We start from the raw sequence: 19218 nt of genomic DNA on the forward strand, positions 1-19218 counted from the left end.
GTGCGCGAGAACCTCGGGGCTGGTGTTCGGGTTCCAGTGCGTCTGGTCGACGTTGGGGTTCTTGGGGTCGACCTTGATGCTGGTGTGGGCGTCGGCCTTGTTGTCGGTGAACTCCAGGTTCAGGTGGAACTGGTCACCGCTCGGGAGCCGGAAACCCTGGTTCAGCAAGGAGTTCACGCCGTTGGCGGCGTTCTCCTTCACCTTTGCGATGTCGGCCGCGTCGGTCTTCGCGACAGGGTCGATGTGCACCTTGACGGTGTACTCCTGCACGAAGTTGCCGGGCGAGGTCTCGATGCGGCGCAGGTCGTAGTTGATGAGGCCCTTGTAGGACTTCAGGTTCGACGGCGTGCTGTTCGTGCGGACGTCGTGCACGACGACGTCGACCGTCTTGGCGTTCGCGTCGGCCCTGCGGTCGGCCCACGTGCTCGGGTCGGCCGGCTTGCTCGGCGCGAACCAGTCCGCGGTCTTCGCGGGGTCGTGCCGCCACGACTCGTCGGTGAGGACGTCCTTGCCCTGGTGGGATTCCGGGGTCGGCGGGGTCATCCTCGGCGGCGCGCCGCCACTCTTGACCTGCTTCGGCGCGTCGCTCTGGGCGACCGGCGCCGGGGGAGCGGGCGGTGCCACGGGCGGCGCGGGACGGGACGAGCTCGCCTCGGCGCCACTGCGGCTGGTCTCCGCCACGGAGGATTCCGGCGGCAGCGGCGGCAGCGGCCTCTGGTCGACGGCCGGGGCCGTCGTGGAGGCGGTCGTGGTCGGCGCGGGCGGGGTGTTCGCAGTGGTGTTGAACGCGTCGACCTCGTTGTCCACCTTGACCTTGGCGTCCCACCACAGCTTCTGCTTGACGTCCGCCTCGCGCCGGGCGGCGTCGAGCTTCGTCTCCGCGTCCTTGATCGCCTGCTCGGCCGCGGTCTGCTCGTTCACGAGCTTCTGGCGCGCGTCCTCGGCGGCCGTGCGGGCGGTCTCGGCCTGGGCGGCGGTCTCCTTCGGACCCTGGAGGTCGGTGCGGGCGTCCGTGGCGGCCTGACGCTGGACGTCGAGTTCCGCACGCACGTCGGCGATCTGCTGCTGCACGTCGGTCAACGCGGTGTGCGCCGCGTCGGCCTCCTGCGTGAGCCGGTCGATCTCGGCCTGCGGCGCACCGTTGTCCCGCGCATCGTTCACCGCGTTGTCGGCCACCTGCGCGTCCTGGCTCAGCGACACGGCCTGCGCGTTGAGGTCCTTGATCGCGGTACGGGTCTGGCCCGCGTCCCTGATCGTGTTGTCGAACGCCGTCTGGACCGGCGTGACCTTGGCCTCGGCGTCGAGGTGCGTGTCGATCGCCGTGTTCAGTGCCGTCGACGCCTCGCCCAGCTTCGTGTCGGTCCGCGCCAGCACGGCCGCGGCCTCGTTGATCGCGTCCTGGGCGTCGTGACGGGCCTTCTCGACGCCCTGCTCGGCGGTCCGCCAGTCGTCGGCCGCCTTCTTGACCTCGGTCTGGGCGTCTTTCAAGGAGTCGCTGAGATCGTGATCGTGCTTCAGCACGTTCTTGATCTCGGCGGCCGGCACGCGCACGCCGGCAGAGCCGGGCACCGTCAGGTCGACGACACCGGTCTTGCCGCCGATGGTCGCCACCACGCGGTACTCGACGTCGAACTGCACGAGACCGGTGCGGGACGCGTCCTTGGGCTTGACGTTGCCGCCCTCGGCCTGCGAGGGACCGCCGGACACCGCGGAGGAGTCCTCACCCGCGTGCCGCAGTTCGACACCGCCGGTGCCGAAGTTGACGGTGTCCTTCGGGTCGGTGCCCTGCTTGACCGCCGCGCCGCCCTGCGCGAGACCGACCGACACGTCGGCGGTCTCGGACACCTTGGCCTCGCTGGAGGTCTCGGTGGTCTTCGTGGTGAGCGGGGTCTCGATCTTGACGTCGTCGCTGAGCGAGCCCAGCTGCGGGTTGACCAGCTTCGCGTAGACCTTGACGTCGGCGTCCTGCCCGAACGTCAGCGCCGCTTCCTTCAGACCCGGCACGTCGAGCGGGCCGGACAGCATCGACGGCAGGTGCGGCTGCAGGTTCTCCGGGCTGAGCGTGGAGAACAGGGCGTTGAGCGAGCCCGTGCCCTTGCCGGTCAGGCCCTTGCCCGCGCCGGCCTCCGTCATCGCCTTCACCGCGGCGTCGCGCAGGTCCTTGGCACCGCGCAGGTTCTCCACCGACGCGGTCGCCGGCAGCTGCGAGGCACGGGTGTCCTGCTGGAACGCGAACGTCGCCTCGGGCGTGCCGAACTCACTGCTGCGCTTGCTGGCCGCGGACATGTACGGCTGCGGATTCCCGTGACCGGTGGTCGGCTGGGAGATCTTCTGGTTGTCCGCGTGCGTGCGGACCTTCATCTCCTGCGGGCCGCTCTCCGCCTTCGCGACGAGCTTGGTGCCCTTCTCCACGACGAGCTCGAACTCGACCGGCACGGTGTACTGCGCCGCCGGGCCACTGGCCGTGCGGGTCTGGCTGAACGCCTCGTTGGTCGAGGTCGTCACCGAACTGCTCTTGCTGCCACCGATGTTCGCGCCCGCGCTGACACCCGCGGTGCCCGAGACGGCCGGGTTGGCACTACCTGGCGAGGCCAGGCCCGGTGCCCGCACGCCCGCACCCCAGCCGGAGCCGCGGCCTGCGCCGTCGCTCTCCTTGCGGGAGCCGCCGGCGTTGTGCGACATGTCCACGCCGTCGTTGACGACCTGGTCGAACTGCGGCGTGCCCGCTTTGGCGCGCAACGTGACCTGGTACGAGTCCTTGCCGAACGTGCCGGGCTGGTGCACCAGCAGCGGAACGCCGCCGTCCAGCGCGCTGTCGATCATCGCCTTGACGCTGGCCGGCGAGTTGAGGTCGACGATGCGCTGCAGGTTGCTCATCGAGTCCTTGAGGACCGAGTCCGGGATCAGCGAGTCGCTGCCGAACTTCTTGGTCTTCGCGGACAGCTCGGCGGTGAGGTTGTTGACCACGCCGGAGAGGTTCGGCACCGACTCCACGTTGGACAGACCGAGCGCGCCGGGCTCGTTGGTCGCCACCGTCGAGGGCGGAGCCATCTTCGGGAAGTCCGGCTTGGGCACGCTCGACTCGACCTTGGGCAGCACGCCCATCTCGCGCGCGACGTCCTCGGACACCCGCACGAACACCGACTTCGGCATGTCCACCTTGACGCCCTCGGCGTGCGGTGTGCCTCCGTGCAGGAAGTTCCCCGCGCGGCTTTCGCCGACGATGGTGAACTCGGCGTCGACCTGGACCAGCACGGTCCGCGCGTCACCGGGGGTGGTCCGGCCGCGGTCGACGTTGCCGCCGATCTCGTTCGACGTGGTCTTGCTGTCCGACCACGGCGTGATCTTGCCCGTGACCGCGGCACCGCCGGACCCGCTGGGGTTCGACGGAGTGCCCGCGGGCGGCGGAGTGACGTTCGGCCGCACCGGGATGTTGATGCCCGCGGTGAGGTCGACGGACCGGCTGGTCGAGGACGACGAACCGGCCTTGTAACCGCCGCTGACCGAGTTGTCGGAGCCGGTGGTGTCCGAAATGGACACCAGCTTCGCCTCGCCCAGCTTCACGGACATGCCGATGGCGCCGGAACGGTCGGTGACGCGCCGGTCGTACTTCAGGCCCTGCTCCTGCACACCGGTCTCGATGAGCCGCTGCAGGTTCGCCTTGATGTTCTCCGGGGCGAACATCTTGTCGATCTGGGCACGGGACGCGGTGCCCGGCGTGGTGAGCGACGAGTCGCCGTTGGCCGCGCGGTTGAGCGCGTCGATCGCCTGGTCGCGCAACGCGGTCGTGTTCGCGACCGCCTCGACGTTGAGGAACTCCGGCGACTTCGGCCGCGCGTCCTTCGGGTTGAGCAGGTCCTTGACGGTCGGGGAGTTCTCGAGCTGCGTCGGCTTCGGCTCGCCGGGCTTGAAGCCGTCGCCAGGGTCGTTCTTGAGCGTCGAGCCGTCCGACACCCACAGGTTGACCTTGCCGTCGATCTTGTCGAGGCCGGCGCCGGTCTTGGCGACCGTCGTCACCTCGGGCGCCTGCTGTCCGGGTGCTCCTGGCACGACGTTGCGCACCCACGTGCGGGGCCGGGTGAAGGTCGTGATCTCGACCTCGAACTCGACGTCCTGTTGGAACACCTGGGCGTCCGGGCTGCCGGGGTTCGACGACGTGGCGCTGACCGCCGGTCCCGCCGCGGTCTTGTCCGTCCACGAGTGGCTGTAGGACACACCGGCCTGCGGCATCGGGGTGAGCGAGGCGACGCCGGTCTTCACCGGGATGTTGGCCCTGCCCTGGACGCCGCCGGTCCAGCCCTTGGTGGTGCTGGTGTTGGCGTCGAGCTTCGGACCGGTCGTGGTCGAGTCGCTGACCGGGCGCGCGTCGGCCTGGCCGAGGTGCTTCGGGTTGCTGACCTTCGCCTTGACCGTGACGTTGACGTAGGTGTTGGTGGTCTTGCCGGAGTTCTTCAGCTGCACGGAGACGCCCGGCCCGAGCAGGCTGTCCATGTTGGCCTTCAACGCGGCCGGGGACAGCGTCGCCGCGATCTTGCGCTGGTTCGCGAGCTGCTCGGCGACGTCGGCGAAGCCCTGACCCTTGCTGCTGCGCGGGTTCGCGTCAGGGTTGTTCCACTTCGGCAGGAACTTGGCCATGCCGGGGATGTCCTTCAGCGCGCCCTCGACCTGGCCCTGCACCTTGTTGGCCGGCGTGAACTCGCCGACCTTCGCGTTGCCGGCGGCGATCGTGTCGGCGACGAACGGCGGCAGGAACTTCGTGTCGGCGGTGGCCGGGTCGGTGATCGAGTTCCTGGTGCCGTCCGGAGTGGGCAGGCCCACCGCACCGGCCTCGTGGAGGCCCATGCGCATGTGCGTGGTGACCTCCATCTTCACGCTTTCGCCGGACGGCGTGCGGACCTCGACCTCGGCCGTGACCTCGTACATGCCGGTCTCGTTCTTCACGCCGATGCCGGTCTTGTGGCTGCTGCTCGACCCCGCGTTCACGCCCTCCGCGGTGCGCGCGGAGTACGTCGCGGTCGCGCCGACGGTGCCGCCGACCTGGCCGGGCACGCCGATGTTGGCGCCGCCGCCGACGGTGGCGTCGAACCCGGTCTTGGTGGACGCGGACACACTGCTGCCCCAGGACGAGGTGTCCTTCAGGTCCAATGCCGCCGTGTCGTGCGTGCCGACCAGCTTCGCTTCCTTCAGCGTCGCGGTCATCTGCACCGCGCCGGCCTTGCTGGCGTGCGGGCTCATCAGGTCAGGGGACGTGACGAAGCCGCCGAGCATCGAAGGCAGGTTGTTGCGGATCGAGGTGGGGCTCAGGAAGTTCTGCAGCGCCTCACGACCGGGCGAGCCGATCTTCGTGATCGACGGGTGCAGGCCGGCCGCGACGTCGGTGAACGCCTTGCCGGAGTCCTTGACCACCACGGCTTCCGGGACCGCGTTCTCGAGCTTCGTGCCCCACGCGGCGTCGTCCGGCTTCTTCACGTCCGAGGTCTTGCCGGAGTCGGTGATCTTGCTGAGGTCCGCGGGGATCTGCAGCGTGACGTCCGGGCCGGTGCTCAGGGTCGCGAACTGCTTGGGGTTGCCGGACGCGTCGTTCAGCGTGATCTCGTAGGAGACCGGGACGGTGACCTTCTTGGAGCCGTCGTCCGACCCCTTGATCGCGCGCTGCTCGGTGGTGCTGTTCGTGTTCGACTGCGACACCGCGGGCGTCGCGAGCGCGGCCTTGCCGCCCGCCGTGCCGTACGGGCCCATCGCGACGCCGGCCGTGGCCGAAGCGCCGACGTCGTTGGACGTGGAGATGGTGTTCGTCGTGGTGGTCGACGTGGCGGCCTGGTAGTTCTTGTCGACCTTGGTGTCGGCGTCGGCCGCGACGTTCGTGGCGGCGTCCGCGTGCATCTCGGCGCGGATGTTCGCCTCGAACCAGGCGTTGCCGATCTTCACCTGGAAGTTGCGGCCACCGTCGAGGAACGTCTCGAAGTCGTTCTCGATCGCGTTCTTGATGCGCGCCTGGTCGTCCGCCTTGAGGCCCTGGATCTCGGCCACGACGGCGTCCGCTCCGCGCACCTCGGTCGGTGCGATCGAACCCAGTGCCTTGTTGTCCTGGAAGAAGCTCGGCAGGTTCGTGCCCGGGACCTGGCCGACCGGCTGCGGAGCCATGGTGGTCATCGGGATGACCGGGTTCGGCGTCGGCTTCGGCGGCGCGGGACGGGTTTCGACGTTGGCGTTCGTGTCCGCGTCGGGGGCCGACCGCGTGTCCGTGTCGGGCGCGGGCGGTGCGGGACGCGTGTCGGCGTCGGCGTTCGCGCGCGCTTCCTGGACCTCGTTGGTGAAGTCGCGGAGGGCCTCGAGGTGGCCGGTGTTGTGGCCGCCCGCCTGCGCGTCCTGGATCTGCTGGTCGAGGTGGGTCTGCACGGCCGCGATGTCGGCGTCGCTGAACTGGCGCCAGCCGTACGAGTTCGGGTCGGCGGGCTGCTGCAGCGCGTACGTGGTGAGCGCCGCGTCGCGGTTGTTCGTGAACTGGTCGACCCGGTTCTGCTGCCACTGGACGTCGCGGCCGGCCCGCTCGCGGCGGGCCGCCTGGTCGTCCAGCATCGACTGGGTCTTGAGAGCGTCCGGCACCATGTCGGCGGCGTTCCACCGGGTGCTGTCGGCCTTGGCCTTGGCGAGGCCCTGCTCGGCGATCTGCGTTCGCTGGTCGTAGATGTGCGGGGGACCGGCGTGGCGGGAGATGTCGATCGCGTTCTGGATCGCGGCCGCACGGTCCGGGTTGTTGCTGTACGCCGGGTTCTGCTGCATCTCACGCAGCGCCGGGGTGTCGAGGCCGTACAGAGATGCCTCGAACGAGCGCCGCGTCGTGCCCTCCTGGACGGGACCGAAACCGCCGGGGACGACGAGGTCCACGTCCGGGTTCGCGGGCCGCGCGGACGGGTCCTGCATGAACGGGCCCGGTTCGGCACGGGGCGCGGGCGCCGGTGCGGGCTGGGCCTGCTGGTTCTGGTCGGCCGCGCGGTCCCGGACGTCGCCGGCCGGCTGGGCCGGCGCGTCGTTGTCCGAGTGGACGGACGAGGCGTCGTCCACCTGGACCGGCGGCGTCTCCGGCCGGTAGGGCACTGCCGAGTCGAGGAGTTGGAGGTCCTGGAGCTGGCCGTAGAGCTGGTCCAGCTCAGGGGTCGGCTGACCGCCCACGCGTGCGTCGCGGATCAGGTCGGTGACGTGGTCCTGGAGGACCTCGACGTCCTGCGGGGTCACCGACTGCCAGCCGGGAGCGTTCAGGTCGTCCGGCGGCAGGTTCAGCGCGTACGTCGTGAGCGCGTCCTTGCGGTCGTACTGCAGCGTCATCAGCTCGTTGGAGAGCTGCGACTGCTGCTGCTTGAGCGTCTGCTGCTGGGCCTGGCGCTCGGCCTGGTCCGTGCGCATGAGCTCGGACTTGAACATGTCCGGAAGCGCGTCGGTGACGTGCTTCAGGTCGGTCGCCTTGCGGTGGTTGTCGTTGATCTCGGTCTGGAGGTCGCTCAGGTGCTGCTGGATGCCACCGGGCTTCTGCGCGATCTCCAGGTTGCGGGACATCTGGTTGATCTCTTGCACGTGGAACGGGTCGTTGCGGTGCTGCACGGCGAGGTCGGCGAGCTCGGCGGGGGTCTTGCCGAAGAGCGAGGCCCTGAACGCCGCGAACTCCTGCCGCGGGTCGAGCCCGCGGTTGTCCGGCTGCACGTCGAGATCGGACTGGGCGTCGAGGTCCGACTGAGCGTCGAGATCGGACTGCGCGTCGATGTCCGACCGCACGTCCGACTGCGCGTCGATGTCCGACCGCACGTCCGACTGCGCGTCGACGTCCGACTGCACATCGGAGTCGGGACCGTTGAGGGCGGCCTCGTTCGCCATCTCCTGGCGGCGCTGCTCCAGCTCCAGCTCGAACTGGCGGTTGTTGAACTCCCGGGTCCTGGCATCGAGGTCGCGCAGGCGTTCCGCGCGCGCTTCGATGTCCGCGTTCATCTGCGCGATCTTGGCCTGCGTGGCCTGGATGTTCGCGTACGTGTCCGCGGCCTTGGCGAAGCGGTTGTCGTAGTCGGGGTTGCCGACGAACGACAGGTTGTGCTCCGTCTGCTGTACCAGTGCCTCGGCGTCGGCGATCTTCTGGTCGAAGTCGACCGAGGTGTCGACCTCGCCGCCGAACATGCTGGTCAGGAAGCCCTTGATGCCGGTGTTCGCCGACTTGCCGTCGCGGTAGTTCTGCAACGCCTCCTTGGCGTTCTCCAGCTGGGTGCTCAACCCGTCCAGGCCGCGCGTCGAGGCGTGGGAGAGCACCTTGCGGACGTCCGCCTCGTTCTGCACCCGCTGCTGCAGGTCCTTGAGGCTCTGGGCGTCGAACCCGGCGTTCTCCGCCGCCGCGATCTGCTGGGTCAGGTGGGCGTCGAGCTGGGTGAGCACGGTCGGCTTGATGCTCGCGAGCCCGTCCGCGTTGGGGCCCGCGACCTGGGTGTCGATGATGTGGGTCATGCCCACGTTCGGGCCCTCGGCGTTGAGGGTGTCGATCTGGCTGTTGGTGTTGTCCAGCAGATCGGTGAGGGTCGCGACCTGCTCCTTGATCGCGGCCGTCTGCGCTTGCTCCTGCGGGTTCTGCATCGCCTCGGGCTTCCAGGAGCCCTTGGACTTCGCGTCGTCGATCCGGTTCTGCAGGTCCGCCGACCGCTGCATCAGGTCGTTCGTGAAGACCTGCGGACCGCCGGGATGCGCGGCCGCGCGCTTGATCAGCTGGGTCTTCTGCGCCGCGTCGTAGAGGCCCTTGTCCTGGCGCCCCTTGTACAGGTCGCCGACGGTCTGGTTGACCTCGGCGGAGGACTTGCCGCCGAGCCAGGCCTCCATGCCGGCGCGGACCTCCTGCGGCGTCGGGCCGCCGAGAGCGCCGAACGTGCCGTTCTGCGAGGAGACCTGCACCTGCGGCGCGCCCGCGGGGCCGTGGACGGTCTGCACGCCGTTGTTGTCGACGACGAGCTGCACGCCCAACGACTGCGCGATCGTGTCAGGCAGGTGCGAGCCGACGTGGGAGTCGGCCCAGGACGGCGTCTGCAGGGCGTGGGTGACGAGGTCGGGCGACGACGGCAGCGCGCCGTTCTGCTTCACCTCCTGCGTGACGTGGTTGACCATGTCGACGTCGCCGGGCTTCATGCCGTCGGTGTTCAGGCCGGCGTTGACGACGTCCCAGCGCTTCGGCGTTCCGTTCGCGAGGTCGTTCGCGAGGTTCGCCCGCCACTGGTCCACCTTGGCGTCACCGGTGAGGCCGGGCACGTTCGGTTCCAGGTCGGGGTGGAACTTCGCCAGCGTGGCCGGGTCGACCTGGCTCGCGACCCAGTTCGACAGGGCGGGCGGGTTCAGGCCGGGGTGGTTGTGGTTCTGCGGGTTCTGCTGAACGTCGTTGATGACGTTGTCCACAGTGGACTTGACGTCGCTGGTGCCGACCACCGGTGACGCGTTCGGGACCGGCGTGTTCTGGAACGCGGCGCTGCGCAGCACCGACTCGACCAGACCGACCTTGTCCAGGTTCGGCAGGTGCGTCTGGCTGTTGGGCCGGACGTCGGCGTCCACATCGGAGTCGACGTCCCAGCTGCCGGGCAGGTTCGGCGTGTCCGAGGGCATCGGACGCGTCCGCACGTCGGTGTCGACGTCGGGGCCGGAGTCGGTGGTGTCGGTGTTCGGAGTGGACGGTGCGGGCGTGCTGTCCGTGGCGGGCTTGGGAGTCCAGTCCGCGGGCGGCGGCACGGTCGCGGGGCCGGCCGGGTTGATCGTGGTGTCGGGCACCGCGACCTGGCTGTTGGCGCTGTTCTCGATCAGCCACAGGTGACGCGGCCGGATGCCGGGGTCGTCCAGGTGGATGTCGGCGCCCATCATGCCGCCGTCGTTCTGGTGCACGCCCGAGTTCGTGTCGTGCTGCTGGAAGACGCGGCTCGAGTCCTTGTACTCGTCCGGGATGCCCAGGTAGTGCAGGGTTTCGTGCGCCAGGACCTCGGGGCTGGTGTCGGCGCCCCAGTGCGTCTGGTCCGGGTTGGGGTTGTTCGGGTCGACCTTGATGCTGGTGTGCGCGTCGGCCTTGTTGTCGGTGAACTCGAGGTTCAGGTGGAACTGGTCACCGCTGGGCAGCCGGTGGCCCTGGTTCAGCATGGAGTTGACGCCGTTGGTGGCGTTCTCCTTGACCTGCGCGATGGCCTCCGGGGTCATGTTCGCGGCAGGGTCGATGTGCACCTTGACGGTGTACTCCTGCACGAAGTTGCCGGGGCTGGTCTCGATGCGCCGCAGGTCGTAGTTGATGAGTCCCTGGTAGGACTTGATGTTCGACGGCGTGCTGTCCGTGCGGACGTCGTGCACGGTCTGGTTGACAGTCCGCACGTCGGTGTCGTTGCGGCGGTCCGCCCACGTGCTGCGGTCGGCCGGGTTGTTCGGGTTGGACCACTCCGCGGTCTTCGCCGGGTCGTGGCGCCACGACTGGTCGGTGAGGACTTCCTTGCCCTTGTGCGACTCCGGGGTCGGCGGCGTCATCGCCGGCGGCGCACCGACCTTCGGCACGTCCTTGCGGGTGCCGTCGGGGCTCAGGTTCGAGGCCGGAGCGGGCGGTGCCGGGGGAGCGGGCGGTGCCGGCGCGGGCGGCGGGGTGGCCGGTGCGTCCCTGGTTGGCGCCGGGCCGTTGCCGGTGGTCTGCTGGGTGTTCTGGGACGGCGCGTCGGCGTCCGCGGCCTTGTTCGTGTCGGTGTTCGGCCTGACGTCGGTGTTGCCGGGCGCCGGGGGCGCGCTACGGGTGCCGTCCCCCGGGTCGGTGCCGGGGTTGGACTCGGCGTCGAAGAAGGCGTCGTTGTCGGATTCGACGTCGCTGCTGGTGCCGGGGTTGGACTCGGCATCCACGTAAACGTCGTTGTCGGACTCGCTGTCGCTGTCGGACTCGGCGTTGGCGCCGGTGTTGGTCTCGACGTCGCTGTCGAATCCGAAGAGGCCGCCGCTCATGTCGGGTCCGTCGGATTCGGCATCGGACTCGACGTCGCTCTCGACGTCGCTCTCGGCGTTGGCGCCGGTGTTGGTCTCGACGTCGCTGTCGAACCCGAAGAGGCCGCCGCTCATGTCGGGTCCGTCAGACTCGGCATCGGACTCGACGTCGCTCTCGACGTCGCTCTCGGCGTTGGCGCCGGTGTTGGTCTCGACGTCGCTGTCGAACCCGAAGAGGCCGCCGCTCATGTCGGGTCCGTCAGACTCGGCATCGCTCTCGACGTCGCTGCCGGCGTTGGTCTCGACGTTGGCGTTGGGGGTCGTGACGGCGGGAGGCGCCACCGAAGCAGGGGCCTGCTGGGCCGGGGGCGTCGATTCCACCGGCGTCTGCGGACTCGGCACCTCGGCGTCCGGCGTCTGCTCTGCCGGGGCAGGCGGCGGTGGGGACGGCGGGTCCAGCCGCAGGGTCAGCGCCTGGAGAACCTGGTTGTTCTGCGGTGCGCGAGCGTCCTCGAACACCTGGGAGAAGTACTTGCTCTCGGGACTGTCCTTCTGCGAGAGGTTCTTCAGCAGGTCAGCGAGCTGGGCAACGTCGTTTTGAGCCGAATCCGGATTGGCGGGATCGACCGGATTGTTGCTCGGGAAGTTGTCGGCCAACTGTTGCTGGAGGTCCGGCTTCCGCGACTCGAGCAGATCGATGATCTGGTCCAGTTGATCCTTGGTGAGGTCGACCGCGTATTTGGAGTCGTCGAGGAACTTCGGCGACGGCTGGTTGCCGTCGATGACGCTGCTGATCTCGTTGGCCGAGGCTTCGGGGATTCCGGAAAGGATGTTCGTGACCTCCGCGCCCCTGCCGTGGAGCGCGGGCGAGAGCATGGAGGCGATCTGGGAGACAGAGCTGGCTGGCTCTGCGGGGTCGCGGTCCGGCGACGCCACGTAGTCCCGGAGCGCCGAGAAGGTCTCGATGGCGGTGGTCACCTTGAACGCCTGCTTTGCAGCCGACGGGTTCTTGGGGTCGGCGTCCGCTTGCAAGGCCGCGTCGATGGCTGCAGTCCATGCGGTGTCCGCTCGCAAGCCGTTGCTCGCGTTGTTCAGGTTCGTGGTGGCGGCGTCGGCACCGGGGACGTTCGGATAAGGGGTCTTGCTGGTGAGAACGGAGATGTTCGGCCGTTCGACGAGGTGCGCGAGGTTCGTGGAGTTCGCGCCCTCGTTGATCGCGGGCAGGGTGCCGAGCTGGAAGACCTGCTGGAACACCGCCTGGGGCATGGACCCGGTGTTCACCACCAGGACGTCGCCCTGCTTCAGGTTGTCGATCTTCTGCTGCAGGTCGGGTGAGGTGATGTCCGCGCGCTGGATCCCGTCCGCCTCGAGCTGCGGCACGAACCAGACCGACGAGGGGGTGATCTCCATCATGATCGCGGGCTTCTGGTTCAGCGAGTGCAGAGCCATCGCGAGGTGGTTGGACACGCCGGGACGGCTGATGGGGTCGACAGCCACGAGGCCGTAGACCGGCATCAGGTCGGCCTTGTCGCCCAGCACCGCGTCGGCGACCTTCTTGATGCCGTCCGCCTTCGCGGGGTTGGCGGCCATCTCCTGGTCGATGAGGTTGGCCAGTGCCTGCGGATCGGTGATCTTCGGCACGTCGTAGACGTACCTGGCGTCCGGGCTGATGTGCGGGTCCAGATCGATGATCTTGACCTCGCTGCCGGGGGCGTCGCGCTTGATGAGAAGCCGCTTGCTGCTGTCCCAGGCGTAAGGCTTGAGGATGACAGCTTCGTTGACGTTGTTCTTGTTGAGGTAGTTGGTGGCGGTGTTCGTGTCATGCGCGTTGAGTGAGTCGTCGCCTGCCGACATCAGCAACGTGTTGCTGTCGGCGGGATGGTTCGGCGAGCTGGTGACCTCGACCGGCTGCAGGTCCGGCGTGATCAGGAGGTCCATCTTCGCCACGGACTCCGGATCGGTGACGAAGGTGATCTTGTCCTTGTAGCCGCCGTCGCGCAGCGCCTTCACCAGCGTCGTCGCGGCGGCCTGGTGGCCGAGCCCCGCCGCGTTGTCCACCGCGACGATGACATTGTCGACGTCCGCCAGCAGGTCCTTCACCGTCGGAGCGGTAGTGGAGGTCGTGGCCTCCTGCTGGGCACCGCTGGACGAGTCGGAGTCGGACGCACGGCCCGTCTCCGCGTTGGGGTTGGGATTCGATCCGGCGGCCGCGGGCGGCAGCACGACCAGGTCGGGAGTGGGGTTGGCCGTCGTGTTCGGGTTCGCCGTGGTGTTCGGGTTCGGCGCCGCGCCGGTGGGCGGCGGGGGCGACGGCCGCGTCTGGACGGGCGGCGCGTCGGTGTTGGGGCCGTTGACCGGCGCGTCGACCTGCGGCGCCGGACGCGTCTGCGCGGGCGGCGGCACGGCCGTGTCCGGGGTGGGCTTCGGCCCGGCAGGGGGAGCGTTGGTCTCGGGCTTCGGCGTGTTCGCCGCGGGAACGGCGGTGTCCGGCCTCGGTGACGGCGTGTTCGCGGGCGGCACGTTCGTCGCGGGGCTGGGCGACGGAGTGTTCGCGGGCGGCGCGTTCGTCGCCGGGGTGGGCGAAGGCGTGTTCGTCGGCGGGACGTTCGTCTCGGGCCTCGGAGACGGCGTGGCGGCCGGGGGAACGGTGGTGTTCGGAGCGGGGTTCGGCGTGTTGACCGGCGGGACGCTGGTCTCGGGCCTGGGGGCGGGGTTCGGGTTCGGCGAGGTGTTCGCCGGGGGAACGGTGGTCTCGGGCCGCGGCGACGGCGCGGGAGTGTTCGCCGGCGGAGTGTTGACGGGCGGGGTGTTGACCGGCGGCGTGGGCGACGGGGTGTTGACCGGCGGCGTGGGCGACGGGGTGTTGACCGGCGGGGTGTTGACGTTCGGCGTGGGCGACGGTGTGTTGACCGGGGGCACGTTCGCGGGCGGTGCCGGGCGCGTCTGCACCGGCGGTGCGTCGGCACGCGGCGGCTGCGCGGACGGCGTCGTCTCCGGACGGGGAGACGGCGTGTTCGCCGGCGGGACGTTGGTCGAAGGCGCGTTGGTCGCCGGGTTGGGCGCGGGCGCGTTGGCCGGTGGCGTGTTGGTCGCCGTGTTGGGTGCGGGCGCGTTGACGTTCGGCGTGGGCGACGGCGTGTTGACCGGCGGCACGTTCGCGGGCGGTGCCGGACGCGTCTGCACCGGCGGTGCGTCGGCGCGCGGCGGCGTCGTGTCCTGACGCGGCGACGGCACGTTGGTGTTCGGTGCGGGCGACGGCGCGTTGGTGCTCGGCGACGGCGTGTTGGTGTTCGGTGCGGGCGACGACACGTTCGTGTTCGGCGCGGGCGACACCGGCGGAGCCACCGGAGCCGGCCGCGACTGGGCGGCGGGCGGCGGCACGTTCGCCGCGGGAGGCGGCGTCGACACCGGCGGCGTGCCGGGCCGGTTCTGCGCGGGCGGCGCGACGTTCGTGTTCGGCGCGGGTGCCGGCGAAGAGACCGGTGGCGTGCCAGGGCGGTTCTGTGCCGGCGGTGCCGTGTTCGGCGAGGTCGTCGAAGGCGCGGTGGCCGCGGGCGGCGGGGACAGCGGCGTCGGCTTCGGGGCCGGAGGCGGCGTGGAGGGCGACGTCTGCGGCGGGGCCTTGGTGATGGTGCTGTCGGGCGAAGGCGGCTTGGGCGCGTCGAACACGCCCTTCGCGCCGCCGCCGGCGGGGGTGAACTTGCTGCCGCCGCGTTCGCCACCGGTCGCACCGGGGTTCGCGCCGCCGCCAGGCGCCATCGGCGGCGCCATGGGAGGAGCGGCCGCGGCGGAAGGCGTCACGCCGGGGGCTCCGCCGGCACGAGGGCCGGCGCTCTGCGGCGGTGTGGCGACGGCGCTCTGCGAACCGGGCGCCGCCGGGCCGCCGGGGTTGCCGGGGCCGTTGTAACCGGGCGCCGTCGGCGTGAAGGCAGCGGGGGCCTTGGCACCGCCGCCGGGCGACGAGGAGCCAGGAGCCGAGGAACCGGGAGTCGCGCCACCGGCGGGCGGCGTCGCGCCACCGGGGCTGCTGCCGGGGCTGCCGGGGCCGTTGTAGCCGGGCGCCGTCGGCGTGAAGGGAGCGGGGCCCTTGGCGCCGCCGGAAGCCGGGGAACCGGGAGTCGCGCCACTCGTGGGCGACGGGGTGCCGCCGACGCCCGGCTTCGGGGCCGGGGGCGGAGTCGAGGGCGAGGAAGACGGCGGGGCCTTGGTGATGGTGCCGTCGGGCGAGCCGGGCTTGGGCGCGTCGAACACGCCCTTCGCACCGCCGCCGGCGGGGGTGAACTTGCTGCCACCGCGCTCACCGCCGGCGGCACCACCGGGGTTCGCGCCGCCCATCGGCGGGGCCATGGGGGGTGCCGCGGAAGGCGTCGCACCGCCGCGCGAAGGCGACGTCACGGCGCCCTGCGGGCCGGGAGCGGACGTGGAGGGCTTGGTGCCGGCCGCGCCGCCGGGCGTGTTGGGGCCGTTGTAACCGGGTGCCGTCGGCGTGAAGGCCGCGGGGCCCTTGGCGCCGCCACCAGGCGTCGCACCGCCACCGGGAGTCGCGCCCCCGCCCTTGCCTCCGCCTCCGGGTGCCGTCGAACCGGGCGCCGTCGGTGTGTAGGCCGCAGGACCCTTGGCGCCGCCGCCTGGCGTCGTGCCCGTGCCCTTGCCTCCGGCGGCCGTGGCACCGCCGGGTGGGGTGTAGCCGGGCGCGGTCGGCGTGAAGGCAGCGGGGCTCTTGACGCCGCCGGCAGCGCCGCCCTTGCCACCGGACGTGTTGGTGCCGCCGGGCGGGGTGTAGCCGGGTGCGGTGGGGGTGAAGGCAGCGGGAGCCTTGGCGCCGCCGCCAGGAGTCGCGCCGGCACCGCCCTTGATGTTCGGGGCAGCGCCTGCCGCGGCACCACCGGTGGCCTTCCCGCCGCCGGACGTGCCGCCCTTGGCGCCGCCGCCGGGCGGGGTGTAGCCGGGTGCGGTGGGGGTGAAGGCAGCGGGAGCCTTGGCACCGCCGCCGGGCGTCGCGCCCGCGCCGCCCTTGATGTTCGGGGCAGCGCCTGCCGCGGCACCACCGGCGGGGTTCACGCCGGACCCGCCGCCCTTGGCGCCGCCACCACCGGGCGGGGTGTAGCCGGGCGCCGTCGGGCTGAAGGCAGCGGGAGCCTTGGCACCGCCGCCAGGAGTCGCGCCGGTGCCACCCTTGATGTTCGGGGCCGGACCGGCCGCGGCACCACCCGTGGGTCCCTTGCCGCCGCCGGGCGTCGCGCCGGCGCCGCCCTTGATCGCCTGCGGGCCGGTGACGTTGGGACCGCCGGGTCCCTTGGCGCCGCCGCCCGTCGCGCCGGTGCCGCCGTTGATCGCCTGCGGGCCGGTGACGGTGGAGCCGGCCGGAGTCTTGTTGCCCGCCGTGCCGGTGCCGGCGCCGGGCACGTTCTTCGCGTCGGTGGTCGAGTCGATCGACTTGATGTTGGTCTGGTTGGTCTGGTCGACCTGCACCGCGGTCTGCTGCGTCGCCTTCAGGTTCGTCTGAACCTCGGTGAACGCCTTGGCACCCCGGTCGGCCTGTGAGACGGCGTTGTCGTTGGACGCGTTGAGCGCCGGCACCGCGAACAGGCCGATGGGCCCGAGCGCGTTGCCGCTGAAGTTCAGGCCCCGCAGGCCGGACGAGATGCCCGTCAGCCGGGACCCCAGGTCACCCGCCTTGTTCTGCAACCCCTGCATCGAGGAGTCGTTCATGGAGAAACCGGTGTTGCCGGTGGGACCGCCTCCGCCCGTTCCGCTGGTGGGCGGTGCCGAGGCGGGAGGGTTGGCTCCCGGGTTCGGCGCTGGGTTGGGATTGACGTTCCCCTTGGCCATGAGCGGCGATTCTCCAGTGCTGCGTCAGAACAAGGCGGGATCGCGGGGATCCCGGCTGTTGGCTGGACTTACTCTGTCGGCCGGACGGACCGCTCGTGCGCGATGGTCGGCTGCAGCGGCTGGGCCGCGGCACCGCCGGCCGCTTCGTAGCCGACGGTCGGCTGCAGCGGCTCACTCGCCATGAGCGGGTTGACGCTCTCGTAAACGGGCTGTGCGTCGACCCGCCCGTAGACCTCACGCGCCTGCGACGGCTCGAGGGCGTCGTACGCGTGCGACATCTGCGTGCGCGCGAGCGGCTCGTAACCCGACTGGGCCTGCAACGGCTCCGACGGGGTTTCAGGGCTCGAGTACATCTCACGCGCCTGCATCGGCTGGACGGCCTCGTGCATCGGCGCCCCCGAGGTCATGCTGACGCCCGACACCATCGTGGAGTCCTGCGCCGACGCACGGGAGAACGCGACGGGAGCCTCGGCCGCCTCCACGCGGGAGAACGCCATCGGTGCCTGAACCGCCTCGGCCCGCTGCATCGGCTGCAACGGCTGCATCGGCTCGGTCACGTGCATCGCACGGGCCTGCAGTGGCTCGGTGGCGTGCACCGCCGCGGTACGGGCTTGAAGGGGCTCGGCCGCGTCCATCGCACGGACAGCCTGCATCGGCTGCAACGGCTCGGTGGCCAGTCGCTTGACGGCCTGCATGGGCTCGGCCGCTTCCGTCCGCCTGAGGGCCTGCATTGGCTCAGCTGCCGTCGTCCGCCTGAGAGCCTGCATGGGCTCGGTCGCTGCCGTCGCCCTGAGGGGAGCGTTCTGGAGCGTCGCCTGCGCGTACCCGTCCTGCTGCACGGTGCCGATGCGGGCGTTGGCGAGGGTGGCCTGCGCGGTCCCGTCCTGCTGGACCATGCCGACGCGGGTGTCCGCCAGCGTCGCCGCGCTCGCGGTACCGGTCGTGTCCGCGGCAGTCTTGCCACCGGAGGCGCCGGGCGGGGTGTTGCCGCCACCGCCGCCGCCCTGGTTGCCCGCGACCGCCTCGTCGATCTTCTTGTTGACGCCGTCCTGGGCCTTGTAGCCCTCGTAGGTGATCTCGGCGACGTCAGCGGAGTTCTCGAACCGCTCCCAGCCCTTGCTGACCTTCTTCATGATGTCGTCGAGGTCGCCGATGCGCTTCATCTGACGGCCGAGGGCGGCGACGACACGGGCGACGCGGGACGCGATGTTCACGCCCAGCGCGACCGCCTTGCCGACCGCGAAACCACCGAAGACCGCGATCGAGGTGCCGAACGTCGGGATCATCATGGCGGCGGCGATGAGCGCGCCGGCGATCAGCGAACCGATCAGCTGGGCGATCAGGTCGCGGACGATGTCACGCAGAACGGTGACGAGCATGCCCATGATCGCGACGATCTTGGCCTTGGACTCGACGGCGTTCGCCAGGTCGTCGAGCTCCTGGCTCATGCCGTCCATCGACGTCTTGAAGCGCTCGGACGACTGACCGGTCCAGCCGTCGAACGTCGCGAGCCCGTTCTTGTGGTCCTCCGCCAGCACCCGCAGCTCGGCCGCGCGCGCCTTGTTGGCCTCGACGTTGGCCTGGATCTCCTCCGGGTTGCCCATCAGCTGGTTCAGGGCGTCACGCAGGAACGACACGTGCTCGATCAGCCAGCCGACACCGGCACCGATGATGCTGCCGAGCGGGTCGATCGCGAACATCACCGTGGCCGAGGCCGCGCCGATGGCGTTGAACGTGATGTCGAGAGCCTTCTCGGTCTCGGACTCCGCGTCCTTGCTGATGCCGTCGATCAGGCTGCCGTAGGCCTCGATGAACAGCGAGCCCTTGAGCTTGTTCTCCTCGGTGATCTTCATCCCGGGAGGAGACGGGAGTGGAGTTTCAGGCGCGGTCATCGCTGTTCCTTACCAGGGGTTGTCGTCGTCGTCATCGTCGTCGTCCGCACGGCGCCGGCCGCGGACGGGCGCCGGCTGCGGGGTCGCCGCGGGCCTGCTCGCCGGAGGAGCCGGAGCAGGTTCCGGTTCCTCGTCGACCTCGTCGTACGGGTCGGTGTCCTCTTCGACCTCGTCGTCCGGGATCGAGTCCGAGACCATCTGGTAGGCCTCGGTGCCCTCGCCGAGCGGCTTGAAGAGCTCGAGGACCTGCGTCGCGGCCTGCTTCTGGGCCTTCCGCGCGGTCTCCAGGATCAGCGCGGTGAGCCGGGGGCCGCCCAGCTCGACCGCGCGGTGTCCCAGCTGCAGGTTCTGCAGGCCGCCGTTGGGGCCCACCGTCACGGTCACCGCGCCGTCCTTCGACGTCACGGTGGCGGAGGCCGCCGCGACGTTCTCCGAGAGGTCCTCCGACTTCTGCTTCAGGTCGGCCAGCTTGGCCTCGTACTCTTCGACCCACTGATAGGGGTTCGCGGGATTCACACGGTCCTCCGGCGGCGGCGGT

General features: G+C 70.5%; 3 protein-coding genes (1 of these 3 only partly in view). All 3 read right to left on the bottom strand.

Translation table 11 applies throughout. The features are described from left to right. Positions 1 to 16668, bottom strand: partial view of a hypothetical protein gene (locus OG205_RS04300; RefSeq protein WP_330274927.1) — the 5' portion only. It extends 13509 nt beyond the left edge of the window; 16668 of the gene's 30177 nt are visible here — the first part of the coding sequence; it begins with the start codon at positions 16666 to 16668; its stop codon lies off the left edge, out of view. 188 nt (positions 16669 to 16856) lie between these two features. Continuing rightward, a complete protein-coding gene (locus tag OG205_RS04305; RefSeq protein WP_330274928.1) occupies positions 16857 to 18641 on the bottom strand; it encodes a hypothetical protein in 1785 nt (594 codons plus the stop codon). Positions 18642 to 18689: 48 nt separating this feature from the next. Further along, positions 18690 to 19196: a YbaB/EbfC family nucleoid-associated protein gene (locus tag OG205_RS04310; RefSeq protein WP_330274929.1), complete on the bottom strand. Its 507-nt coding sequence runs from the start codon at positions 19194 to 19196 to the stop codon at positions 18690 to 18692. Positions 19197 to 19218 lie beyond the last annotated feature (22 nt).

Origin of the sequence: Lentzea sp. NBC_00516 (assembly GCF_036346835.1) — a bacterium.
GTDB lineage: Bacteria > Actinomycetota > Actinomycetes > Mycobacteriales > Pseudonocardiaceae > Lentzea > Lentzea sokolovensis.

Coding starts and splice junctions, on each gene's coding strand:
- OG205_RS04305 (WP_330274928.1), bottom strand. CDS start 18,641: ATGAAGATCACCGAGGAGAACAAGCTCAAGGGCTCGCTGTTCATCGAG.